This window comes from Methylobacterium sp. A52T, assembly GCF_053346095.1.
This window is the reverse complement of sequence record NZ_JBKFBI010000015.1, coordinates 1-23,221: the sequence shown is the minus strand read 5'-3', so window position 1 is coordinate 23,221 and position 23,221 is coordinate 1. Positions and strand designations below refer to the sequence as shown.

Annotated in this window: 23 protein-coding genes; 9 read left to right on the top strand and 14 right to left on the bottom strand. The window is 72.5% G+C overall.

Annotated elements, in window-relative coordinates; genetic code table 11:
* Window position 1: 1 nt before the first annotated feature.
* The 10 genes from ACLBYE_RS06010 to ACLBYE_RS05965 all read right to left on the bottom strand — a co-directional run bounded on the left by ACLBYE_RS06010 (window position 2) and on the right by ACLBYE_RS05965 (window position 11,488).
* Entirely contained in the window at window positions 2–1,090 is a 1,089-nt protein-coding gene (locus tag ACLBYE_RS06010) for a lysylphosphatidylglycerol synthase domain-containing protein (RefSeq protein WP_447693450.1), read from the bottom strand.
* 152 nt (window positions 1,091–1,242) lie between these two features.
* On the bottom strand, window positions 1,243–1,872 hold the full coding sequence (locus ACLBYE_RS06005) for a uracil-DNA glycosylase (RefSeq protein ID WP_447693449.1): 630 nt from the start codon (window positions 1,870–1,872) through the stop codon (window positions 1,243–1,245).
* A complete protein-coding gene (locus ACLBYE_RS06000) occupies window positions 1,862–2,620 on the bottom strand; it encodes a PIG-L deacetylase family protein (protein WP_447693448.1) in 759 nt (252 codons plus the stop codon). The genes ACLBYE_RS06005 and ACLBYE_RS06000 overlap by 11 nt, the downstream gene beginning before the upstream one ends.
* 42 nt (window positions 2,621–2,662) lie before the next feature.
* A complete protein-coding gene (locus ACLBYE_RS05995) occupies window positions 2,663–3,901 on the bottom strand; it encodes a glycosyltransferase family 4 protein (protein WP_447693447.1) in 1,239 nt (412 codons plus the stop codon).
* Between the two features lie 310 nt (window positions 3,902–4,211).
* On the bottom strand, window positions 4,212–5,084 hold the full coding sequence (locus tag ACLBYE_RS05990; RefSeq protein ID WP_447693446.1) for a sugar phosphate isomerase/epimerase family protein: 873 nt from the start codon (window positions 5,082–5,084) through the stop codon (window positions 4,212–4,214).
* Window positions 5,081–6,682: a YcaO-like family protein gene (locus ACLBYE_RS05985; protein WP_447693445.1), complete on the bottom strand. Its 1,602-nt coding sequence runs from the start codon at window positions 6,680–6,682 to the stop codon at window positions 5,081–5,083. The genes ACLBYE_RS05990 and ACLBYE_RS05985 overlap by 4 nt, the downstream gene beginning before the upstream one ends.
* A gap of 219 nt (window positions 6,683–6,901) precedes the next feature.
* Window positions 6,902–7,897: a Gfo/Idh/MocA family protein gene (locus ACLBYE_RS05980; protein ID WP_447693444.1), complete on the bottom strand. Its 996-nt coding sequence runs from the start codon at window positions 7,895–7,897 to the stop codon at window positions 6,902–6,904.
* Window positions 7,897–9,078: a class I SAM-dependent methyltransferase gene (locus ACLBYE_RS05975; RefSeq protein WP_447693443.1), complete on the bottom strand. Its 1,182-nt coding sequence runs from the start codon at window positions 9,076–9,078 to the stop codon at window positions 7,897–7,899. Before ACLBYE_RS05975 ends, ACLBYE_RS05980 begins: the two co-directional genes overlap by 1 nt.
* 44 nt (window positions 9,079–9,122) lie before the next feature.
* Window positions 9,123–10,052 carry a hypothetical protein gene (locus ACLBYE_RS05970; RefSeq protein ID WP_447693442.1) on the bottom strand — a complete coding sequence of 310 codons (930 nt, stop codon included), beginning with the start codon at window positions 10,050–10,052 and terminating at the stop codon, window positions 9,123–9,125.
* Between the two features lie 245 nt (window positions 10,053–10,297).
* Entirely contained in the window at window positions 10,298–11,488 is a 1,191-nt protein-coding gene (locus ACLBYE_RS05965; protein WP_056526026.1) for an inositol-3-phosphate synthase, read from the bottom strand.
* A gap of 339 nt (window positions 11,489–11,827) precedes the next feature.
* On the opposite strand from ACLBYE_RS05965, the gene ACLBYE_RS05960 reads away from it, so the two are divergent.
* The 7 genes from ACLBYE_RS05960 (at window position 11,828) to ACLBYE_RS05930 (ending at window position 18,159) form a co-directional block, all read left to right on the top strand.
* Window positions 11,828–13,084, top strand: a complete 1,257-nt coding sequence (locus ACLBYE_RS05960; protein ID WP_447693475.1) for a transglycosylase SLT domain-containing protein — start codon at window positions 11,828–11,830, stop codon at window positions 13,082–13,084.
* Between the two features lie 294 nt (window positions 13,085–13,378).
* Complete coding sequence (locus ACLBYE_RS05955) at window positions 13,379–13,615, top strand: DUF6894 family protein (protein WP_020092591.1); 237 nt, start codon at window positions 13,379–13,381, stop codon at window positions 13,613–13,615.
* Window positions 13,616–13,743: 128 nt separating this feature from the next.
* Window positions 13,744–14,805, top strand: coding sequence for an MBL fold metallo-hydrolase (locus ACLBYE_RS05950; protein ID WP_447693441.1), 1,062 nt, complete (start codon window positions 13,744–13,746; stop codon window positions 14,803–14,805).
* Between the two features lie 154 nt (window positions 14,806–14,959).
* A complete protein-coding gene (locus ACLBYE_RS05945) occupies window positions 14,960–16,579 on the top strand; it encodes an ABC transporter substrate-binding protein (protein ID WP_447693440.1) in 1,620 nt (539 codons plus the stop codon).
* Window positions 16,580–16,677: 98 nt separating this feature from the next.
* A complete protein-coding gene (locus ACLBYE_RS05940; RefSeq protein ID WP_091926210.1) occupies window positions 16,678–16,923 on the top strand; it encodes a hypothetical protein in 246 nt (81 codons plus the stop codon).
* Between the two features lie 194 nt (window positions 16,924–17,117).
* Window positions 17,118–17,531 (top strand): EF-hand domain-containing protein, encoded by a 414-nt coding sequence (locus ACLBYE_RS05935; protein ID WP_447693439.1) that lies wholly within the window; start codon window positions 17,118–17,120, stop codon window positions 17,529–17,531.
* Window positions 17,532–17,844: 313 nt separating this feature from the next.
* Complete coding sequence (locus ACLBYE_RS05930) at window positions 17,845–18,159, top strand: hypothetical protein (RefSeq protein ID WP_447693438.1); 315 nt, start codon at window positions 17,845–17,847, stop codon at window positions 18,157–18,159.
* Window positions 18,160–18,217: 58 nt separating this feature from the next.
* On the opposite strand, the gene pcaD is transcribed toward ACLBYE_RS05930, so the two are convergent.
* Entirely contained in the window at window positions 18,218–19,015 is a 798-nt protein-coding gene (pcaD, locus tag ACLBYE_RS05925) for a 3-oxoadipate enol-lactonase (RefSeq protein WP_447693437.1), read from the bottom strand.
* A gap of 89 nt (window positions 19,016–19,104) precedes the next feature.
* Window positions 19,105–19,353: a DUF2061 domain-containing protein gene (locus ACLBYE_RS05920; RefSeq protein WP_447693436.1), complete on the bottom strand. Its 249-nt coding sequence runs from the start codon at window positions 19,351–19,353 to the stop codon at window positions 19,105–19,107.
* A gap of 207 nt (window positions 19,354–19,560) precedes the next feature.
* On the opposite strand from ACLBYE_RS05920, the gene ACLBYE_RS05915 reads away from it, so the two are divergent.
* The gene (locus tag ACLBYE_RS05915) at window positions 19,561–19,830 is read left to right on the top strand and encodes a hypothetical protein (protein ID WP_447693435.1); all 270 of its coding nucleotides are present in this window, start codon (window positions 19,561–19,563) and stop codon (window positions 19,828–19,830) included.
* On the opposite strand, the gene ACLBYE_RS05910 is transcribed toward ACLBYE_RS05915, so the two are convergent.
* A complete protein-coding gene (locus ACLBYE_RS05910; RefSeq protein WP_447693434.1) occupies window positions 19,817–20,197 on the bottom strand; it encodes a hypothetical protein in 381 nt (126 codons plus the stop codon). The two genes, ACLBYE_RS05915 and ACLBYE_RS05910, sit on opposite strands and share 14 nt — an antisense overlap.
* Window positions 20,198–20,311: 114 nt before the next feature.
* On the opposite strand from ACLBYE_RS05910, the gene ACLBYE_RS05905 reads away from it, so the two are divergent.
* On the top strand, window positions 20,312–20,740 hold the full coding sequence (locus tag ACLBYE_RS05905; protein ID WP_447693433.1) for a DUF1810 domain-containing protein: 429 nt from the start codon (window positions 20,312–20,314) through the stop codon (window positions 20,738–20,740).
* A 177-nt stretch (window positions 20,741–20,917) separates the two neighbouring features.
* On the opposite strand, the gene ACLBYE_RS05900 is transcribed toward ACLBYE_RS05905, so the two are convergent.
* On the bottom strand, window positions 20,918–23,221 hold a 2,304-nt coding region (locus tag ACLBYE_RS05900; protein WP_447693432.1), incomplete at its 5' end, for a PBP1A family penicillin-binding protein.

The following is a 23,221-nucleotide window of genomic DNA, read 5'->3' as shown; positions in this document are numbered from 1 at the left end:
CTCAGCGGGGCTCGGACTCGTCGTGCCACGCCCGACCGGACGGGCCGGCCGTGCCCTCCGGAGGCCCGGGATCGCGGGCGCCGCCCGCGCGCTTGACGATCTCGTACAGCCCGAGCATCGCCAGGGCGGTCACGAACGGCACGACGTAGTAGCAGCCCCGGAACAGCAGCAGCGAGGTCAGCACCTCGTTGCGCGGCAGGCTCGACAGGGCGAGCAGGATCGTCGCCTCGAACACCCCGATCCCGCCCGGCGCGTTTGACGCGATCCCCAGCATGGCGGCGAGCACGTAGATCGCCAGGAAGGTGGTGAAGCCGAGCGTCGTCTCCTGGGGCAGCAGGACGTAGAGCACCGCCGCCGCCGCGCAGACGTCGCCGATCCCGACGATCATCTGGCCGATGGAGACCGAGGCGCCCGGCAACTCCAGGCGCCACTGCTTGACGGTGATGCTGCGCTTCTTGGCCGAGACCCAGGCGAGGTAGCCGAGCACCAGGGCGAGCGCCGCGAGGCCGACGCCCTGGTTGATCCGGATCGACGTGAAGGCGAGACCGGCGAGCTGGCCGGCCTCGATGATCAGGCTCAGGCCCAGCACCACGCCCATGCCGAGCCAGAAGGTGAAGCCGGCGATGACGGTGAGCGCGGCGATCTTGGCCGTCGAGAGCCCCTGCCGGGCGTAGATCCAGTAGCGGATCGTCCCGGCGGTGAGCAGCGGGAAGCCGAGGGTGAAGCTCACCGCGTAGCTCGTGAAGGAGGCGAGCGCGGTGATCCGGTACGGCACCTTGATCTTGAGCTGGCGCAGGGCCAGCGCGTCGTAGCCGGTCAGGAACAGGTAGCTGATGCCGACGAACAGGAAGGCGAGCCCGAGCTGCTCGGCGGTCGCGGCCGCGATGGCGCTGCGCACCTCCGCCCAGCTGACGCTCTGCACGAGCTTCCACAGGACGCCGAGGGAGACGGCGAACAGCACGATGCTGGCCGCCGTGCCGATCCAGGCATAGCGGCTGCGCCGGCTCTTCCGCTTCGAGCCCGCCTCGGCATCGTGCTGGACCGGCTCGACCGGCTCGGTCGGGCTCCGGTGCTGTCCCTGAAAATTCATGCCGATCGGCGTCCGCCCTTCCGGCTGCGCGGCCCGGCCCGAAGGCCGTCAGCCCGTGCCGGAATCTCCCGGACCGCGGCCCGTTGCCCCGCATGTAGGCCGAACCGGGGCGCAAGGCCAGGGAAGGCAGGCCCGTGACGGGCGATCTATCCTCAGCCGGAGGTCCGCTCGAGGATCGCGGCCGCCTCCGCGAGGCCGCGCCGGATCCGCTCCTGCACCTCCGGCGCGGTGCAGACATAGGTCGGGCTCGGGTGCGGCACCCGGACCACCGGCAGGTCGGGACGCAGCGCCGCGAGGGCGGGCGCGGCCTCCCCGGCGAAGCGGCCGGCCAGCACCGCCACGGCGAGGCGCGGCAGCAGGTCGAGGAGCGGGGCCAGATAGGGCGCGGCCGCCGCGACCTCCGCCCGGCGGGGCGCCCGGTTGCGGGCGCCCTCGGCGTGGATGAGCCAGGGGACCGCGTTCCAGATCAGCGTGTCGGCCCGGCTGAGCCCGGCCTCGGCGAGGAAGCGGAACAGGTTCGCGGCCGTGCCGTTCGCGCTGTCGCGGGTGACGAAGCCGGTGCGCAGGACCGCCGGGCCGGGGGTCTCGAGGAGGAGGAGCATCCGCGCGCCGACACCGCCGTCCAGGGGGTCGGGCGCCGGGACCGGGGCGCCGCGCTCGGCCGAGATGCGCGCCGCCAGCGCCCGGATCGGTGCGATGTGGGGGCTGTCGATCAGGGCGCGGCGGGCCGCGAGGGCTTCCGGATCGGCCAGCGCCTTCGGCGCCCGCGGCTCAGCCGGCATCGAGGCCGGGGATCGCGGGGCCGAGGCGGCCCGACCAGCGGAAGCGCTCGGTGCCCTCCTCCCGGGCGAGGCGCGCGTCGAGGCCGGCCACGCCGCCGAACTGGAAGCCGATCTGGCTGGCATAGGCCGCGCAGGCGGCGCGCTTCCGGGCCTGGGCGTCCGCGGCGAGGCGCATCGCCGGCTCGGCGAGGTCGGCGAACAGGTCGGCGAGGGGTGCCTTCGGGGCGGCCTCCCGCACCGTGTAGGGAAAGTCGCGCCACCACAGGATCGGCTGCGCGGGCGCGAGGCCGCGCAGCGCCCGCACGGTCTGGACGTGATCGACGTGCCCGCCGATCGCCTGCGGGGCCAGGAGGAGATCAGGGCTCCCGGCGGCGATCAGCCCCGCGATGGCCGGCGCGAGCTCGGCCGCGACGCCGTCGTCGGCGCGCGTGTCGGCGAAGAGCTCCGGCGCCGAGCCGTAGCCCCGGTGCGGCGCCTCGCGGAACGGCAGGTGGACGGGCGGCGCGATGCCGAGCGCCGCGGCAGCCCGGACATCCTCGTCCCGGCGCAGGGCCATGTAGTCGACCTCCGGTCCGAGCCCCTTGTCCAGCTGGCAGGCGAGCGCGAAGCCCCTCGGTTCGGCGACGCTGCCGGTGAACAGGGTCGCCATCACCACGCGCCAGCCAGCTTGCGCGAGGCTTGCCAGGAGGCCGCCGCACGAGAAGGCCGCGTCGTCGAGATGGGGCGAGAGGGCGAGCGCGGTAGGCATGGTTCGGGGTGCGACGGTCTCGATGGGTTCCAACCCGCGCGCTCAGAGCAGGTGCGGCTCGGCGCGGAAGCGGCAGGTCGGATCGTGGGGCAGGTCCGGCGAGAAGCCGGTGGCCGGCCGCTCGCCGCGCACGCGGGCGTAGACGTCCATGATCTGCCGCCCGACCGCGTGCCACGAGTAGACGCGCCGGCACTCCTCCAGGCCGGCCGTCGCGATGCGGCGGCGCAGATCCGCGTCCGTGATGATCCGGGTCAGCGCGGCGGCCTGCGCCGGGACGTCGCCCGGGTTCACCAGCAACCCGTTCTCCCCGTCGCGCAGGCAGTCCGAGACGCCGACCGCGTGGCACGAGACGGTGGCGAGCCCGGCCGCGAGCGCCTCCAGGATCGTGTTGGAGAAGCCCTCCGCGTAGGTCGGCGAGACGAACACGTCGGCGCGGCGGTAGAGGTCCGGCACGGTGGCGTACTCGGCGTAGCCCGTGAAGGCGATCTCGCGCTCCGAGAAGGCGCGCTCGGCGGCGAGCGCCTTGGCCGGGTCCACGTCGGGCCCGATCCCCGAGATGGTGGCGGCGAACGGCGTGCCCTGCGCGCGCAGGATCGCCAGGGCCTCGATGAAGTCGAGCACGCCTTTCCGGCGGTCGACCCGGCCGTGGTAGAACAGCCGCACCGGGCCCGGATGGGGCGCGGGCAGCCCGTCGGGCGTGCCCTGCGCGAATCGGTCGGTGTCGACCGCGCCGGGCACGATGGTGAAGCGGGCACGGTCCGACCCGAGCCGCTCGCAGACCTCGTCCACGAAGGAGGCGCCGCCGATCAGCAGCGCGTTGGCGTGGGCCAGCACCTCGCACATGGCGACCCGGTGGGTCTCGCAGCAGGAACCGACCCAGTGGCCGTCGCCGCCCTGGATCGAGACGACGCTCGGCACTCCGAGTTCGCGCGCGGCGAGCAGGACGGCCCAGCCGGTGGGGTAGCCGTACTGGGCGTGCAGGATGTCGAAGGGTTGTCGGGCGTGCTCGCGGCAGATCGCGTCCACCATCGCGGCGATGTCGCGCTCGAAATCGCCCGACGCCTGCTCGCCGAGCTGCTCCAGGCCGATCACCCGCACGCCCGGCACCGGCGGCGGCGGCCCGCCCCCGTAGACCCGGGTGCCGAAGGCGTCGCCCCGGTACTGCGAGATCATCGTGACGTCGTGGCCGGCACCGACCAGCTCGCGCAGCAGGTTCTGCGCGTAGACGCTCATGCCGGATATCGCCGGGAAGTAGCGGCGGCTGAGGAAGAGGATTCTCATCGTTGCACCATGGGACGCGTTCCGCCGGTGACGGAGCGCGACCTGCCCCTTCTCCCGTGCGGGAGAGGGCCGGGGTGAGGAGGGAGACGGTTGAGGATGGAGCGCCTCATCGACGCGCCCGCCGGTCGCGCCCCATTCGGACAGCTCTCTTCCCTCACCCTGTCCCTCTGCCGCACGGGAGAGGGGACCCGCGCCCGATCTCGAAGCCGGGCGGTCGGAGTGAATGTCGGAGCCAACATGCCGGACTGGGGCCGGACCCCGCGCCGTGCCGGGATGACGGCTCGCGTCCCATCGGCCGAGACGGGCATGCTCACTGCCATTGCCGCCGCGTCTCCTGCTCGCCGGCCAGGACCGGGCCGGGGCGCCGGCAGCCGCGGAGATAGTCCAGCGCCTGCGGGATCATCACGTCCGCTCGGTGACTCTCGCGAGAGAGCTCGACGCAGATCAGCTTGCCGAAGCCGACCTCCTCCAGGGCCTCCAGGACACCCGGCACGTCCATGTCGCCCTCGCCGAACGGCAGGTGGATGTGGCTGCCGCGCTTCATGTCCTCGATCGCCACGGTGCCGATCCGGTCGGCGAATTCCCGCACGGCCGCCGCCGGCTCGCGCTCGCCCGTGACGAGGCAGTGGCCGGTGTCGAGGGCGAGCTTCAAGCCCGGGACGGCGAGGGAAGCGTAGTCGTCGAGCGTCTCGATCAGCATGCCGGGCTCGGGCTCCAGGCAGGGCACGACACCGGATTCCGCGGCGAACGAGGCGACCTCGTGCAGCCCCTCCTCCAGCCAGCGCCGGGCCTCGCCGGGATCGACGCCCGGCTTCGGCACGCCGGCCCAGAACGAGACCGCCTCGGCGGAGAGCATGGCGCCGATCTCAATCGCCCGCTTGAGGAAGCCGACCCGCCGGGCGCGGCCCGCGGCGTCGGCGGTCACCAGCGTCGGCTCGTGCTTGGCGGACGGATCGAGCAGGAAGCGGGCGCCCGTCTCGATGACGCAGGTCAGCTCCAGCTTCTCCAGCAGGCTCGCCACCCGGCCGGCCTCCGCCGCCCAGGTGTCGGCGAAGGGGTCGAGGTGGTGGATGTCGAGGGTGAGCGCCACGCCGTCGTAGCCCGCCGCTTTGATCAGGTGGATCGCGTCGTCGAGGCGGTGGTTGGCCGCGCCGTTGGTGTTGTAGGCGAACCGGAGCGTCACGCAGCCCTCCCCTTCCGCTGGGCGAGGCGGAACGGCGCGTGGTGCGATTCCGGCTCGCGGTAGAGCGGATAGTGCCGCCCGACGATCCGCTCGGCCAGGGCCACGTCGAACAGCGGCTGGCCGCCGAACCGCTCCAGGGCCTCGGGCGTCAGCCGCACCGGCCGCAGGGTCTCGCTCTCGGTGCCGAACTGGATCAGCGGATGGTCGCGGTCGATGAGCTTCTTCGTGTTGCGCTCGCCGATCCGGTAGTAGCTCATGGTCTCGACCTCGAGCCCCGGCACGATCGCCTTCACGACGCCGACCCCGCCGCCCGGCGGTGTGCAGTCGACGTAGAGCACGTCGAATCCGGCCTCCAGCAGCCGGTCGCAGGCGATCTTCCCGCGCGCATGGCCGTCGGCGGCCGGGGTGGAGGGCAAGTCCGTAAATCGCTTCGTGCTGCGCTCGGAATAGACCGTGTCGGCGAGCACGCCGCGCAGGTCGGCCGCCGGCATCTCGATCCATTCGAGCATGGCCTGGAGGGCGCGGCTCTCCTCGAGGTCCAGGCTGGGCAGCGCCTTCTGGATGAAGGCGTCGACGTAGCCCGGCGGCGTCACCGTGGCGGCCATGTCGAGGGGGCCGTGCCCGAAGGTCTTGCGCACCCGGGCCGCCTGGAACTCCAGCAGCGCCTTGCGCAGCGCCCGCTCCCGGTCCGGGTCGCAGGCCTCGCCGCAGGCCGAGAGGGCGATCGGCGCCGGGGTGCGCGCCGGGTCCTCGTCGTAGCCGACGACGTAGAGGTTGGTCAGCCCGAACTGGTCGGTGGCGAATTTCGGCAGCGCCCGGATGCCCAGCGCCTTCAGCCGGGCCAGCATGGCGGCGTTCTCCGAGCCGATGCCGTCGAGGTCGAGCATCACGCCCTGGTCGAGGGCCCGGAACAGCAGGCCGTTGCCGTCCCGCTGGAGCAGCTCCAGCACGCCGTGGCCCAGCGCGAAGGGCACGTCGGGCCCGGCGCCCAGGCCGTTGGTGATCAGGTTGGTGAAGGGTTTGTAGCCCTCCGACAGCTCGAAATAGTCGGTGGCGGCGACGTCGAGCGGCATCAGGACGATCTCGCCGGTGGCGTGGCGGATGGCGGGCGTCCACTCGAGCACCGTGTCGCGGCCGACCGGGGACCCGGCGGGCAGGCACAGGGTCAGCGGGTCGGCGACCGACTTGGCGCCGTAGACGCGGGCGAGATCGGTGTAGCTCGCCCGCTCCTTCGCCCGCGGCAGCACCGCGAGCGAGGGCATCAGGTTCTCGGCGATCTCCGCGACGGCGCCGATCAGCGCCTCGTCGTCGGTGGCGCCGTAGCCGATGCCCGACGGCATCGCGCCCACGAAGAACGGGTCGTCGAGGAACAGGGCCACGAACCAGACTGGGATGCCGGTGCGGTCGAGCGGCGCCAGCGGGAAGCCGACGACGCGCCCCTCCGGCAGCACGTCGAGATAGGCCCTGACCGGGTCGGGCAAGGTCTCGGGCAGGCCCTCGATCGGCCGCTTGGCGCCGAAACGGTAGGGGCGCGGCGCCTTGATCCGCTCGTGGCGGGCGCGGTCGTCCTGGTCGTGGAAGGCGTCTGCGTTGGTCACGTCGTGTTCCCGTCTTCCTCGAACCGTGCGCCGCACCCCCTCCCATTCATCCCCTCATCCCGAGGTGCCGAAGCGCAGCGGAGGCCTCGAAGGAGGGCTCCAGCCGGACGCGCGATCCCTGGAGCCCTCCTTCGAGGCCCGCTGACGCGGGCACCTCAGGATGAAGGCGTGGGTGGGAGATGCCGGGGTGTGATTCCGTGGCTGCGTATCCTGTGTCCGCTACCCCTGCCCGTAGGCACGGGCGACGAGCCGCATGGTGTGAAGGTCGCGGGACGCCGCGTACGCGGCCCGCTCCTCGGGCCGGCGCAGCGCCGAGCCGAAGGCGCGCACCTGCTCGGTGAAGGGCGAGCTGTCGGCGTCGAAGGCGAGCGGCTCCGCGCGGCCGCCCGCGCCGTCGACGAAGGTCAGCGAGCCGCCGGCCGTCTGGCCCATCGTGTTCTCGGCGACGAGCATGCCCTTCGTGCCGACGATTTCCAGGCGGCGGCGGGGCAGCGCGTCGGGGCAATTGTAGGCGACGTGCAGGCTTGCCAGCACGCCGCTCCGCGTGCGCCCGATCAGCAGGGCGCCGTCGTCGACGGCGTAATCCTGAGCCTTGGTCTGGGTCAGGGCCGCGAGGTCGGCGATCGGCTCGCCGAGCAGGTAGTCCACGAGATCGAGCCCGTGCGGGGCGAGGTCCATCAGGGCGCCGCCGCCGGCCTGGGCGGCGTCGATCCGCCAATTGGGCTGCCCGGCTTCCGACCAGTCGCGACCGAGCCAGCAGGCGTAGACGATCCGCACCGCCGTCACGGTGCCGAGTCGGCCGGCCTCGACCTGCGCGCGGATCGCCCGGTGGGCCGGGTGGTGCCGCTGGTCGAAGGCCGTCCCGTAGAAGATCTTGTGAGACTCGACGGCCTGGGTGATCGCCTCGGCGTCGCTCAGCGTCGCCGCCATGGGCTTCTCGCACAGGATCGCCTTGCCGGCCGCCGCCAGCGCCTCGACGGCGCCGCGGTGCAGGTGGTTCGGCGTCGCCACGTAGACCGCCTCGACCGCGGGCTCGGCGATCAGGCCGGCGAGGTCGGCGTGGACGCGGGCACCGGCCCGCTCGGCCGCCGCGCGGCTCTCCGGGTTCGGATCGCTGACCGCCACCAGCCGGTGCCCGGCCGCGCGGATGCCGGGCTCCATGTAGTCGCGGGCGACCCAACCGTAGCCGACGATGCCCCAGCCGACCGCGTCCATCACCACCGCTCCGGCAGGTCGACGAACTCGCGCACGCGCACGCGCTGCGTCTCCGACGCATCGAGGCTTTCGTCGAAGGTCAGCGACTCCGGTCCCTTGGAGTGCAGCGGGTACGTGGCGCGGGGGGCGTACTCCGCCTCGTAGCGCTCCGAGGGCCAGCGGATGACGTAGCCGTCGCCCTCGGGCGCGTAGAGCGGGTTGAGCCGCAGCACGGTGCCGGGCTTCGGCAGGGTCAGGCCGTCGATTAGGGCGCGCGGCGCCGGGCGCATCCCGGGGCCGCACACCACCGAGAACGCCTCGCAGCTTCGCAGGGCGGCGGGGTCCTGCGGGCCCGGCGCCCGCGCCTCGACCAGCGCCCGGGTCAGCTCCGCGTCGTCGTAGACCAGGGCGTCGGGGAAGAACTCGGCGATCTCCTCGGCCGTCACCGCGCGGCCGGCCGAGAAACCCGGGCAGTCGCGGTTGTGGATGTGGCTCAGCGCCAGCCAGCCGTCGTCGCCGGCGTTCTGGCGAAGGTTCTCGAGGAGCGCCGCCTTGTCTTCGAGGAAGTAGAAGGCGTCGTTGCAGACGACGAGGTCGACCGGCGCCCCCGGGATCGGCCAGTGGGGCGAGCCGGCGTCGAAGCAGACGAGCTGCGCCTTCTCGGCCACGACCCAGTGGCGCGCGACCCAGAGCTTGGCGAAGACCACGTCGGCGCCGGCGACCTTGCAGCCGCGCCGCTGCAACTCGCGCAGGTAGTGGCCGATGCCGCAGGCGAATTCGAAGACGCAGACGGGCTCGTTCCAGTGCGCCTCCAGCAGCGACAGGCCGGCCAGGAAGGTCGGGTCGCTCCAGCGGTGCAGGAAGTAGTCGCCGACGCGGCCCCAGCCGAGGAGCTCGACCGCCTCGCGCAGGGTCGCCTCGCGGCGCGTCTTGATCAGGCGGATGATCCCGGCGGGATCGGCCGGCGGCCCGTTCCACCAATCGTCCTGATCGACCAGCAGGGCGGCCAGCGCCTCGTCGGGCTCGCCGGCGTCGAGATGGGCGAGTACCCGCTCGACCAGGGCCGCGCGGTTGATCCGCAGGTACGGGATGCCGTCGATCACGGGCCAGCGCGCGCCGGTCTCCGCGTCGCGCAGGGCGTGCGGGCCGTCGGCCTTCAGCGGGTTGCCGGTGTCCGGCGATCTGAGTTCGAACGGGATCATGGTTCTCGGGGCCGCCCGGGCAGATGGGCGACCGGGTCCGGCGATCAAGGGATGCGCATGTCGGCGAGGACACGATCGTGGAAGCCCTTCACCGGGCCGGCATGGACCAGCTCCCACTCGTCGAGCACCATCCCCATCGTGGTCGAGGCCCCGCGCAGGTGCTGGGCGATCTGGAGGACGCGGTCGATGCAGTCGGCCGCGTGGAAGGCGCGGCCCTCGGCTGTGGCGTCGTCCGGCAGCACCGCGCGGGCGCGCTCGACCTGGGCCCGCAGGGGTTCGTCGAGTTCATTGAGCGCCCAGGCGGTGGTGGTGGCCATGATCGGCCCGAGATGGTCGCCGAGCAGCATCTCGCCGGTGAAGCCGGCATCCGGCATCGCGGCGTTGTGGAAGTGGTGGGCCATCGCGGCCAGGAACACGGTGCCGGGATCGGCCCGGTAGAACGGGCTGAGGCAGACGCCGTAGACCGCCACGATCAGGCAGTGCTCGGCGTGGTTCTCCGGCGGCTCCAGCAGGATCCGGGCGCGGCCGGGGCAGGTGACACCGGCCCGCGGCTGCTGCGCCAGGGCGCCGACGAAGCCCGGCAGCGGCCCCGGCCGGCCCGCCGGACGCGGCGCGAGCCGCGCGCGCAGGCGCTCGCGGAGTTCCGGATCGAGCTCTCCGGTGACGGCGTCGAAGCCCGCCACCAGCACCGCGGAGGCGTCCGCCTCGGAGAGCCCCGCCGCGGTCAGGAAGGCCGCGTCGAGGTCGCAGAGGCGCGTCGCCGCGAGGGTGATCGCGGTGATGTCGAGGGCGACATCGTCGGGCGCGCCGCCGCCGGTCAGCAGCCCCCACCCCTGCGCGAACAGCCGCTCGGCGATCGAGCCCGTACGGCCCGCGGAGCGGACGCGCTTGAGGTCGTTCATCTCGACCATGAGGTCGCGCAGCGCCTCGGGCGCTGCGGCACCGGATTGCGGCGGGTGGTTCTCGCGGGGCATCATTTCTCTCGGCCGGATGAGGCTTACGGCCTCACAGGCGGCTGGGACGGATTCGCCCGTCGTCCGGTTGGACGCGGGTCCCCTCTCCCGTGCGGGAGAGGGACAGGGTGAGGGATGCGACCTCTCCGGAAAGAGCGGGTCCCTCACCCCAACCCTCTCCCGCACGGGAGAGGGGGCCGGTTCCGGCCCGTCGTCGACGACGCGGCCAGACCGAGATCGTGCCGTGCCCGTCGAAGCGGGATGCCTCAGTGCACGCCCAGCCAGTCGCGGAGCATCTGCTCCTGCTTGCCGAAGGCGTGCTCCGGCCCGTGGCCGTTCTTGACCATCGGCGCCTTGAAGAAGGTCGAGAGCTGCTCCTGCACGCCGCCGTCGCCGCGCTTGCTCGCGAGGTCGAGGACGCGGGCGATCTCGATGACGAGCGGCGCGGCCAGGATCGAGTCCTTGCAGAGGAAGTTGACCTTGATCTGCATCCGCTGGCCCATGAAGCCGGTGACGTCGATGTTGTCCCAGGCCTCCTTGTCGTCGCCGCGCGGGCGATAATAGTGGATGTGCACGAGGTGGTCCTCGACCGGGTAGCCGAGGATCGAGTCGAGCACCGTGCCCTTGGTGTTGAGCTTCGACTGCAGCGAGTTCGGGTCGTTCAGGGCGAGGCCGTCGCGGTTGCCCAGGATGTTGGTCGAGAACCAGCCGTCGACGTGGAGGGCGCGCGCCTTGAAGGCGGGGGCCAGGACCGTCTTCATCATGGTCTGGCCGGTCTTGCCGTCCTTGCCGGCCACCGGGACGTTCAGCTCCTTGGCGAGGTCGAGGAGCGCCGGGACGTCGGCGGCCACGCTCGGGGTGAAGTTGGCGTAGGGGATGCCGCTCTTGATCGCCGCGTAGGCGTAGAGCATCGCCGGCGAGATCGCCTCGTCGCTCGAATCCAGGCCCTTCTCGAAGGCGGCGGTCGAGTTCAGGGTCGGGTCGCTGAGGTCGGGCCAGCGTTCCGTGGAGGCGAGGTTCACCACGACCACGTCGTCGAGGTTGCTCTCCTTCTGGAAGCGGCGGAGATCGTTGGCGATCACCGAGACCGCCTCGCGGTGGTCCTTGGCGACGATCCGGTTCTGACCGTCGATGTTCTTGCAGAACTTGGCGCTGCCGACCGCCGGCCAGGGCGTGATGCCCTTCAGGACCTGGGCGCCGTTCTCGATGTCGTCCTTCGAGAGCACGCCGTGCCCGCTCGCCGCGGAGGCGAGGTCGTCGCCGTTCAGGTCCCAGCCCCCGAAGACGAGGTCCTTGTAGTCGGCCATGCCGGCCACGGAGAGACCGGCGAGCGGCAGCCCGTCGAGACGGTTGGAGCCGGATTTGATCATCTCGATGCCGGCGATGGCGGTGGTGGCGACGGCGCCTCCCATGCCAACGAAGGCGACACCGACGCGGCGACCGGACTGCATGCTCATCGGAAAATGATGTCCTTGTGGGGACGCGGGTGGCGTCTTGAAGGGTCCGTCCTGGGACGGAAGTTCACCCCCCCGGGGCCGTACCTAACTGGCTCGGCGGTGCTCCGTTCCAACCCGAATGCGACAACATCGCCCCGCCGTCGTCCCCCGCGAGGCCGGTTCGCGGCGTTAACGCGGCCCTAAGCGGGAGGGTTAACCCTTCCTTGACCGTGCCACGCTTGGATCACGGGGCCGTCCCATTCTGGTCACGGCCGGCGTCGATAGGGCCGCCGCTTCCAGAAAAAAACCCGGCCGTCAGAGCCGGGCGGACGCAAGGACCGATCTAGAAGAGGACCGATGATGGGGGTTTTCCCGGAGCCGGCGCGTTGCGCCGACGACGTGAACCGACTCGTGCCGCAGACCCTGACCGGCACGGGGCATTTCGAGGATGAAGCCGTGGCGTGGCTGCCGCGGGCCGGGCGCGACGCAGGGCGCCGGTCACTTCGCCGCACCGGCCTCGGCCGGATCTCCGGGACGCTGGCTCTCGGGCTCGTCGCCGGGTTCGGCCTGCCGCAGGCCGCCTTCGCGCCTGCCTACTTCGCGCCGGCCGCCCAGGCCCACGACCGGGTCGACACCAGCCCGCGCGCCGCTCAGGAACTCGCTCAACGCGCGTCCGAGGCCGCGGTTCCCGCCGAGACGCCCGCGGCATCGGCAGAGGCACCGCTACCGGCGCCGGCCCCGGCGAAGGATGCCTGGAACGGCCTGCCCGTGCCGGAGCAGGAGCCCGCCACCACGGCCCTGATCCAGGACGACCTCGCGGCCCTGCCGCGGGTGACGCAGGAGCAGGACGCGATCAAGTTCGGCGAGCGCAGCGTGCCGCGCAAGGTGGTCGACACGATCGTCAAGGCCTCCGACGAGGCCGGCGTCGATCCCGTCTACATGATGGCGCTGGCCGACAAGGAATCGAGCTTCGACACCGCGGCGAAGGCCGCGACCTCCTCGGCGCAGGGCCTGTTCCAGTTCGTCGCCCGCACCTGGCTGGAGATGATCCGCGATTACGGCGCGCGCTACGGGCTCGCCGAGGAAGCCGCCGCCGTGAAGGGCCGGGGCGCCGCGATCACCGTGACGGGCAGCATGCGCGCCCGGGTGCTCGGCCTGCGCAACGACCCGCGCGTCGCCGCCCTGATGGCGGCCGAGCTGATCAAGCGCGACCGCGACCGAATCGAGGCCCGGGTCGGGCGCGCGCTCACCACGACCGAGCTGTACCTCGCCCATTTCCTCGGCACCGCGAGCGCCGGGCGCTTCCTGTCGCTCTCCTCCGAGAAGCCCGACGAGGTCGCCGGCCGCGAGTTCCGCACCGCGGCGCGGGCCAATCGCGGCCTGTTTACCGAGAAGACGGGCGGCAAGCGCCGTAGCCTGACCGTGTCCGAGTTGCACGACCGGATCGACGGCATGATCGACCGGCGGCTGACCCGCTATCAGGGCGTGGCGGCTGTCGCCGAAGCGCTCGACAGGGCGCCGGCTCAGAGCGACGTCGCCGCCACCGAGGAGACGGCTCCGGTGGCCGGCAACCGTCGCGTCGAGGTGACGGAGGCGCTGCCGCCGGACGGCGTGTGAGGACCGGATCGCGGCGCCGGCCCGCCTGAACGGGCCGGATCGCGGCTTCGGCCCGCCGGATCCGCCGGATGGGCGGCTCACCCGGCCGCGTCCGCCGATGGAGCCTCCCGCGCCGGGCCGCGCCGGCCCGCGGCGTCCCGAAACGCCGGGGCGGGTCGGGCGCGGCGCAGCGAGGCCGGGACCCGCTCTCGCGCACACGTCGAGCGGCCTCAAAGCTCGGCTTTTAAGGCACTGTTAACCATAGCAAGACCAATCCTGTCGGCAGACTACTTCTCTTAGAGATGCTTGGCGCCGATGCCCCGCTACTTCATCGACCTGCACGACGGCTCCCAGCCGATCCACGATGAGGTCGGATTCGACCTGCCGGACCTTCCGGCGGCCCGCGCCAAGGTCACCCGGATCATGTCGGCGATCGCCCGCGACATGCTGCCGGAGGTCGAGCGCCAGGACTACGTGGCCTGCGTCCGCGACGGCGTCGGCAAGGTGGTCTACCGGGCGCGCCTGTCGCTCGCTGCCGAGATGGTGGAGTGAGCCGGCGCGCTCCTCCCGCCTGATGCGTCCCTGCGGACGTCCCTGACAAAGCGCCGAAACCGCCCTGAGGCTCCCCGCCGCGCCGCGGCAGTGCTTGACCGGTCCCCGGTTCCGGCCATCTCGGACCCATGAAACGGCGCAGCCTGCTCACGGTCGCGAGTGCGGCCACGGTCATGACGCTCGGCGGCGTCGGCTACGCCGCGCACCGGCGCGGCCGGAACCCGTACTACCGCGGCCCGACCTCCGACCATTTCGACGGGTTGCGGTTCTTCCTGCCCGGTCAGTCCACCGACAAGGCGCTCCCCGACGTGCTGCGCTGGCAGGCCAAGCGGCAGCGCGAGCCCTGGCCGAAGAGCTTCCCCAGCCCATACCCGGCCGACCGGCCGCCCGAGCGCGTCGAGGGCCTGCGGGTCGTGCTGATCGGCCACGCGAGCTACCTCGTGCAGGTCGCCGGCCGGAACATCCTGATCGACCCGGTCTTCGCCAAGCGCGCGAGCCCGGTCCGCTTCGCCGGGCCGAAGCGCGTCAACCCGCCGGGCATCGCCTTCGCCGACCTGCCGCCGATCGACGCGATCCTGGTCACCCACAACCACTACGACCATCTCGACGGGCCGAGCCTCGCCCGGCTCTGGCAGGCGCACCAGCCGCTGATCGTGGCGCCGCTGGGCAACGACACGATCCTGCGCGGCTACGACGACACGATGCATGTCGAGACTCGCGACTGGGGACAGTCGGTCGATCTCGGCGACGGGCTGCAGGTCCACCTGACGCCCGCGAATCACTGGTCGGCCCGGGGCGTCAACGACCGGCGCATGGCGCTGTGGTGCGCCTTCGTGATCACCTCGCCCCGCGGCGTGCACTACCATGTCGGCGACACCGGTTTCGGCGACGGCGCCCTCTTCTCCGACGTGCGGGCGCGGTTCGGGCCGCCGCGCCTCGCGACGCTGCCGATCGGCGCCTACGAGCCGCGCTGGTTCATGCAGGCGCAGCACGTCGACCCGTCCGAGGCGGTGAAGGTCTTCGGCCTGCTCGGCGCCGAGCAGGCCCTCGGCCACCACTGGGGCACGTTCCAGCTCACCGACGAGGGCGTCGAGCGGCCCGCCGAGGCGCTGGCGGCGGCCCTCGGCGGGGCCGGCATCCCGGCCGAGCGCTTCGTCGCCCTGAGGCCCGGCCAAGTCTGGGAGGCCTGACCCCCGGGCTGTCCGGGGGGACGCCGGCGGCCATTGGGCACGATGCGTGCATCATTCTGTATGCAGCATGGGGTGGAGGCCCGGGCCGCGCCGCCGCGCACCCGAGGGCGGGTGCCGTTCCGTGCGGCGCCCGCGCCTTCAGCCGAGAGACACGATGAACCCGATCAAGCCGACACGCCGATCCCTGATGGCCGGGGGCGTCGCCCTGGCGGCGCTGGGGGCGGCGGGCCGCGCCGGCGCGCAGGGCGCGGCCCCCGGCACCCTGACCTACGGCATCTCCATGACCGACCTGCCGCTCACGACCGGCCAGCCGGACCGGGGCGCGGGCGGCTACCAGTTCACCGGGCTGACCCTCTACGATCCCCTGGTCGCCTGGGAACTCGACGTCGCCGACCGGCCGGGCAAGATGGTGCCCGGCCTCGCCACCGCGTGGGAGGCCGACCCGGCCGACCCCAAGGTCTGGACGTTCCACCTGCGGGAGGGCGTGTCCTTCCACGACGGGTCGGCCTTCGATGCCGACGCGGTGATCTGGAACTTCGACAAGGTGCTGAACAAGGAGGCGCCGCACTTCGACCAGCGGCAGGCGTCCCAGGTCCGCCCGCGCCTGCCCGGCGTCGCGGGCTACCGGAAGGTCGACGCCAAGACCGTCCAGGTCGTCACCAAGACGCCCGACAGCCTGTTCCCCTACCAGATGCTCTGGTTCCTGATCTCGTCGCCGGCGCAGTACGAGAAGGTCGGGAAGGACTGGGCGAAGTTCGCCTTCGAGCCCTCGGGGACCGGGCCGTTCCGGATGGGGCAGCTGGTGCCGCGGGTGCGCCTCGAGCTGCTGCCGAACACCGGCTACTGGAACCCGAAGCGGGTCCCGAAGCTCGCGAAGCTGACCCTCGCCTGCGTGCCCGAGGACCTCGCCCGGGTGAACGCGCTCCTGTCCGGCAGCGTCGACCTGATCGAGACGCCCGCGCCCGACGCGGTGCCGCGCCTGAAGGCCGCCGGCATGCGGGTCGTGGGCAACGAGACGCCCCATGTCTGGAACTACCACCTGTCGATGGTGGAGGGCTCGCCCTGGCGCGACCTGCGCCTGCGCAAGGCCGCCAACCTCGCCATCGACCGCGCGGGCGTCGTCGAGCTGATGGGCGGCCTCGCCCAGCCCGCCGTCGGCCAGGTCCAGGAATCGAGCCCGTGGTTCGGCAAGCCGGGCTTCAAGATCCGGACCGACGTCGAGGCGGCGCGCAAGCTCGTCGAGGAGGCCGGCTACTCGGTGAAGAACCCCGTGAAGGCCACGGTCCTGATCCCGACCGGCGGCACCGGGCAGATGCTGTCGCTGCCGATCAACGAGTTCGTCCAGCAGAGCTGGGCCGAGATCGGCATCCAGGTGGCGTTCAAGACCGTGGAGCTGGAGGTGGCCTACACGGCGTGGCGCCAGGGCGCCGCGGATCCGAGCCTCAAGGGCGTCAGCGCCGGCAACATCGCCTACGTCACCTCCGACCCGTTCTACGCGATCCTGCGCTTCTACGATTCGCGGCAGATCGCGCCGAACGGCGTGAACTGGAGCCACTACCGCAATCCCGAGGTCGACGCCCTCTGCGACAAGGTGAAGGCGAGCCTCGACGTGGCCGAGCAGAACCGGCTGCTCGCGCGCATCCACGAAATCGTCGTGGACGATGCCGTGCAGGTCTGGGTCGTTCACGACACCAATCCGCACGCCCTGTCGTCGCGGGTGAAGAACTACGTCCAGGCGCAGCACTGGTTTCAGGACCTGGCGACGCTCGCCTGATCCGACGGGATCTGTGTCGGCTCCGGGAAGAACGGGAGAAAATCGGGAACGATCGGCGCGAGGACGGGTTGGACCCCGAACGCACGAAGGAGAGTCCCATGAAGACCCTGCTTGCCGGCGCCGTCCTGGCCGCCTCCCTGACGAGCGTCGTCCCCGCTGCGGCGCAGCGAATCGATATCGGTCCCGACGGGCCGAGCGTCGACCTGCGCTCCCGCGCCCAGCGGGAGCGCGACTTCCGCCGCGAAGAGTATCGGCGCGACCGCGCCTACGACGAGGATCGTCTCTACCGGCGCCAGCGGTTCGACGACGACCGCCCGGTGACGCGGCGCGGCTACGGATACTGAATCGCCGCGCGAATCGCCTAGCGGCGATTATGCGCTCTCTTCGGGGGTCGGCTCGCGCCGGCCCCTTTTTCTATGCCGCGTCTTCGAAGCGCGGCTCGGGACAGCACGCAACCCACAGGGTCGAATTTCGCACTTGCGGCACGGTGAGTCGGAGACTAGGAAGATCGGGCATCAAATTTCGGGAGCATCTGGCAATGACCTCACGTTTCATCAGTGGCTTCGCGGCGGTCACCCTCGCGGTGTGCGGCCTCTCCGCTCCGGCCGCCTTCGCCAAGCCGATGAGCGGGGCGAGCGCCGTCAAGATGATCGACACCGACAGCGACGGCACCGTCGACATGAAGGAAGTGGAGGCGGTGGCCTCGGCGACCTTCGACCGTCTCGAGAAGGACGCCGACGGCACCCTCGACGCCAAGGAGCTGAAGGGCCGCCTGAGCTCCTCCGGCGTGAAGCAGGCCGATCCGGACAGCGACGGCACCCTCGACAAGAAGGAGTACCTCGCGGCCGTCGGCGAGCGCTTCAAGCTGGCCGACCCGGACAACGACGGCACCCTCGACGCTAAGGAGCTGAACTCCAAGGCCGGCAAGGCTCTCCTGGCCCTCATCAAGTAAAACCGTCCGCGCGCTCCTGATGGAGCCTGGATGAGCGAGGCCTCCGCGGCGCTGACCGCGGGGGCCTTGCTGCGTTCATGGCGACCCTGAACCTTCGCCCGGACGCGCCGATCCATGGAGCCTGCACGTAAAAGTTGTGGATCGCGGCGATTGTTCTGCGGGCTCCGGCCGCTCCCGCGCCGGCGGAACATCCGACACCCCGTCCGACCGCCGCGCCGGCTGCGACGCTCGACCGCTCGCCGGGCGCGATCGGAGGGAGTTGACGGTCCGCAACCTGTAGGTGCACCCTCGAGGTGGTTGAGGGACCAAGACGATGCGGAACGGCTCACCAGAGGACGACGGCAACGCGAGACGCCGCGCAAGACAGGTCGCGCTGACCGAGGGACCGCACGGCGCGGCGGCGGCGGACGGACGCGACCGGATTGCCGGGAGCCGGCCGGAGCGCGCGGACGCGGAGCCGGCGGCAACGCTCGGCGATCTCGGCGACGCCCTGCTCGCGGCCTATCGGCTGGCCGAGCAGGACGGCGACGCGCTGACCGTATCGCTGCTCGGGCAGGCGCTGCTGCGGACCGGGCGGCGCCTGGCGCGCGGGATGTCGCCCGCCGATGTCGGGATCGCCTGCCACTGAAGCGGCGCTCGGTCCCGGACACTCGGGCGACTGACGGGACGGCGCCGCCGCGGCCCGCCTACGTGCCCGGCGCGGCGCGGTCGAGGAAGGCGCGCAGGTAGCCGCCGACCGCCTCGGCGCGCTCGACGGCGAGCAGGTGCGCCGCCCGGGGCAGCACGACGAGTTCGGCCTGGGCGATGCCGCCGCAGATCTCCTCGGCCATGGCCGGGGGCGTCGAGGGATCGTCGCGGCCGGCGATCACCAGGGTCGGCGCAGTGATGGCTCCGAGCGCCGGACGGAGATCCATGCGCCCGATCGCCCCGCAGCACACCGCGTAGCCGGCCGGATCGCAGGCCAGGAATCGCTCGCGGACAGCCCGCACCGTCTCGGGCGCGCGCTCCGCGAAACCCGGCGTGAACCAGCGCCCCAGCGTCGCCTCGACCACGGCCGCCGTCCCCTGGGCGCGAACGGTCGCGGCGCGCTCGTCCCAGCTCTGCAGGCTCGGCAGGAAGGCCGCCGTCGCCATCAGGGTGGCGCTGAGCGCGCGTCCGGGATCGGCGCTCGCCAGCGCCTGCACGGTCATCCCGCCGAGCGAGAGGCCGACGAGATGGGCGCGTCCGATGCCGAGGGCGTCCAGAAGGCCCGCGAGATCGCCGGCCAGATCCGCGATCGCGACCGGCGGGTCGCGCGTCTCCGAGCCGCCGTGGCCGCGCGTGTCGTAGCGCAGCGTCCGGTAACGCCCCGCCAGCGCCGGCATCAGCGCGTCCCACATCTCCAGGGTCGCCCCCAGCGAGTTCGAGAAGGCGACGACCGGGGCGTCCTCCGGGCCCTCGAGGTGGTAGCGGAGGCCGAGTCCTCCGACGGTGATCTGCGGCATGCGGCTCTCTCCGGTTCGGGCTCTCGAGGATGTCACGCCGCCGGGCGGCGGGGCGGAGCTGGCGGGCAACGCGGCCTCCCGGACGGATCTCAGGTGCGACCGAGGGGAATCAGGCCCCAGCCGCGCTCGTGGAGGTAGTACAGCACGGTCTTGGTCACGGTCTCGGTCGAGGCGATCGAGCCGGCGACCAGCACGCTGCCGGTGAACAGGTAGGACAGCAGCAGCGTGTCGAGGCTCCCGACGACGCGCCAGCTCACGGCCTTGGCGATCGAGCGGAGGCGGCTCTCCCCGGCCGGGGGCGCGCGGCCATCGTGGGTTGGGACGTCGTCGGCGGGCATGCGGGCTCCCTGCGGTCGATCCGAAACACGCGCGGTGGCGCGGTCCATTATGGGGCGGCGCACCGGATGCCGCCCCGCCGGATCGCCCGGCGCGCGGATGACGATGCCGCGAGGCCCGCGCTCCTGAGGAGCGTCTTCAACATGGGTGAATGCGCGGGCGGCCGAAACGCGCGACACCATCGGTGGCGAGCCTAGAGGAGACCGGGGATGCACGAGCCTGCGATGGGCGACGCCGCGATCCGACCGGCGGAGTTCTGGGACACGGTCGGCGGCCTCGTGACCGCCAAGGTCGAGCCGGTGATCGGCCGCGCCGACAAGCACCGCGGCCCGGTGATCGACTACCTGCGCGACCTGGAGGCCCTGGCGCGGCGCCAGTGCTCCAGCCGCGAGACGGTCCAGATCATCGCCTCGGGCCGGCGGCTCCTCGGGGACCGCAGCGAGATCGGGCCGTCGGACGGACCGTTCACCCGCGCCTGAGCCGGCCACCCGGCGGAGCCGCCCGCGCCATCCGCGACCGGACCAGATGGATCACCGCCGCGACCGCCCAGGCCGCGCAGGTCGGCGCCACCCATTGCTGAAGGTTCGGCAGGGACCAGCCGTACAGGAACTCGGCGCCGAGATGCGCCTGAACGGCGTCCCAGCCCGCGTGCTTGAGGGCGTGTTCCCGCTGCCCGGCCTCGCGGCCGTAATAGTAGGTCGAGACCACGAGCGCCGCGATGCCTTCCGGTCGGGGACTGCGCAGCAGGATGAGAGCGGCCGCCACCCCGGCGGTCTCGGGGATCGCCGTCAGGGCGTGGCTCATCGCCGGGTTCGCGACCATGAAGGCGACGAGTGTTCCGAGCATGGGCGGCGCTTACACCAATCCCGGCACGGCGTCAGCGGCACTCCGGACCCGCGCCTGCATCCCCGGCGGGCGCCGCGCGGTTGACGGTGCGGGACCGGAATAACGGAGCCGCGCATGAGCGACACCTACGACCTCGGCCGCTTCGTCGCCGCGCAGGAGGGCGTCCACGGGCGCGCCCTGGCGGAATTGCAGGCCGGCGACAAGCGCAGCCACTGGATGTGGTTCATCTTCCCGCAGATCGCTGGCCTCGGCGCGAGCCCGATGGCGCAGCGCTACGCCATCGGATCCCTCGCGGAGGCGCAGGCCTACGCGGCGCACCCGGTGCTCGGCGCGCGCCTGCGCGCCTGCACGGCGGCCGTCAACGCCGTCGCCGGGCGCTCGGCCCACGCGATCTTCGGCTCGCCCGACGATCTGAAGTTCCGCTCCAGCATGACGCTCTTCGCGCGCGCCGTGCCGGGGGAGCCGGTCTTCGCCGACGCGCTGGCGCGCTACTTCGACGCCGACCCCGACCCGCGGACGCTGGCGAAGCTCGGGGCCGGCTAGCGCAGTTCCCGATCGCGTTGCGACGGCTTGAAAGGACGATGATTCCGGCCGAGGCAGCCTCGCCGTTCCTTCGCTCCCACGCCCCCTCTCCCGTGCGGGAGAGGGGACCCGCGCCCCGTGCGGCTCAGGCTCGGCGATCGCGGCCGTCACGATCCGGTCGGGAACGACCCTGGAGCCTCACCGGCCCCAAAGCCCGACCCGCTCAGCGCGCGCCTGCTCCTCCGCGCCCAGGAGGTCCGGCGGGGCGTCCTCGGAGGCGCGGGCGCCACCGGCGGCCAGGATCAGGCCGGCGAGGTCGTCGCCCTCGATGCGGCAGCGGGCCGTGGCCCCGTCGGACAGGCCGGTGCAGACCACCTCGCGGCGGCGCAGGTAGCTGGCGAGCTGGCGGGCGAGATGGCCGCGCTCGCCGACCACGCCGAGGAGGCGCACGACCCGCCCGCGCAGGTTGAGGGTGCCGGTATCGATCACCTCCGGCACGCCGCGGACCTCGCCGGCCGCGACCGGTTCGGCCGCGGGCGCGGCGGCGGGCCGGGCCGGCTCGGCCCGCTCCGCCGAGGGGCGAGCCTTGCCCTTCGCGAGCTTCTCGGCGGCCCGCTGGACGAAGTCGTGGAAGATCCCGGCCGGCATCTCGCCGCCGAACATGCGGTTCATCGGGCTGTCGTCGTCGTTGCCGACCCAGATCCCGACCACGAGGTCGGGGGTCATGCCGACGAACCACGCGTCGCGGAAATCCTGACTCGTGCCGGTCTTGCCGCCGATGATCTGGCCGGGCACCCGCGCGGCGCGGCCGGTGCCGGATTCCACCACCGCCTGCAGCGAGTCGAGCATCATGGTGCGCGGCTCCTGCGCCAGCATCGCGCCCGGGGCCGCGTCGGTGCGGACGTAGAGCGGCTGCGGCGCGGCCCCGCGGATCGCCTGGATGCCGTAGGACTGGAGCGGGGTGCGCCCGGACAGGACCGAGCCGTAGGCGCGGGTCATCTCCAGGAGGCTCACGGCGCCCGAGCCGAGGACGAGGCTCGGCACGTTGGGCAGGTCCGACTGGATCCCGAGCTTGCGGGCGGTGGCGATCACCGCCGGGATGCCGACATCCTGCCCGAGCTGGGCCGCCACGGTGTTGATCGAGAGCGCGAAGGCGGTCCGCAGGGGCACGGGCCCCCGGTAGCGGCCGTCGTCGTTCTCGGGCTGCCAGTCGCCGATCTGGACCGGGCGGTCGACCATCACGGATTCCGGCGTGTAGCCCTTCTCGTAGGCCGTCAGGTAGGCGAGGAGCTTGAACAGGGAGCCGGGCTGGCGCTTGGCCTGGACGGCGCGGTTGAACTGGCTGTCCTCGTAGTCGCGGCCGCCGACCATGGCGAGGATCGCGCCCTCCTTCGACAGCACCACCATGGCGGCCTGGCCGACCTTGCGGCGGGCGCCGTCCTTGTCGAGGCGGCGGGCCACGACGCCCTCGGCGAGGCTCTGCAGGTCGAGGTTGAGGGTCGAGCGCACCGTCATGTCGCCGTCGGTGCCGGCGAGGCGCTTCACGTCGCCCGCGATCATGTCGAGGAAGTAGTTGGTGCCGGGCGGCGCCTCGGGGGGCGATTTCAGGGTCACGCTCTGCTTGCGCGCGGCGTCGGCCTCGGCCTGCGAGATCGCGCCGGTCTCGACCATGGCCTGGAGCACCACGTCGGCGCGCTCCTTGGCGCCGCCGAGGTTGCGGGTCGGGGCGAGCTGCGAGGGCGCCCGCACCAGACCGGCCAGCATCGCCGATTCCGGCAGGTTCAGCGCCTTGGCGGGCTTGCCGAAGTAGCGCCGCGCCGCCGCGTCCGCCCCGTAGGCACCGGCGCCGAAATACGCGGAGTCGAGGTAGCCGAGCAGGATCGCGTCCTTGCTCATGGTCGACTCGACCCGCAGCGCCAGGAAGGCTTCCTGCACCTTCCGCCAGAGCGTCTTCTCCTGGTTGAGGGAGGTCAGGCGGACATATTGCTGGGTGATGGTCGAGCCGCCCTCGCGCACGCCGCCGCCGCGGAGATTGCGCCACGCCGCCCGGGCGAGGCCGCGCAGGTCGATGCCCCAGTGGCTGTAGAAGCGGCGGTCCTCGATCGCCACGATCGCCTGGGCGAGGTGCGGCGGCAGGTCGGCCGCGGTGAGCTTCTGGCCGCGGAAGCTGCCGCGGGTGGCGAAGACCCGGCCGTCGTCGGCCTCGACGGTGATCGCCCGCTGGCCGGTCTCGACCACGGCGCCGCCCAGCGGCGGCAGGCTCACGAAGGCCGCGAACAGGTAGATCGCCAGCGCCAGGGCCGGCAGCAGGACCACCAGGGCGGCGGCGAGCAGGGCCGGGTGCCGGCGGCCGAGGATCGACCGGGAACGCCGGTCCAGGACGCGCGCGTCCGTCTCCTCGACGGCGGGCGGGCGCTCCGCCGGTGCCCGTCGCGCCCGCGCCGCGCGCTCCGCCGCGCGGGCCGACAGGGCCCGGCCGGTCCGCGCGAGGCCGAGCCCGGC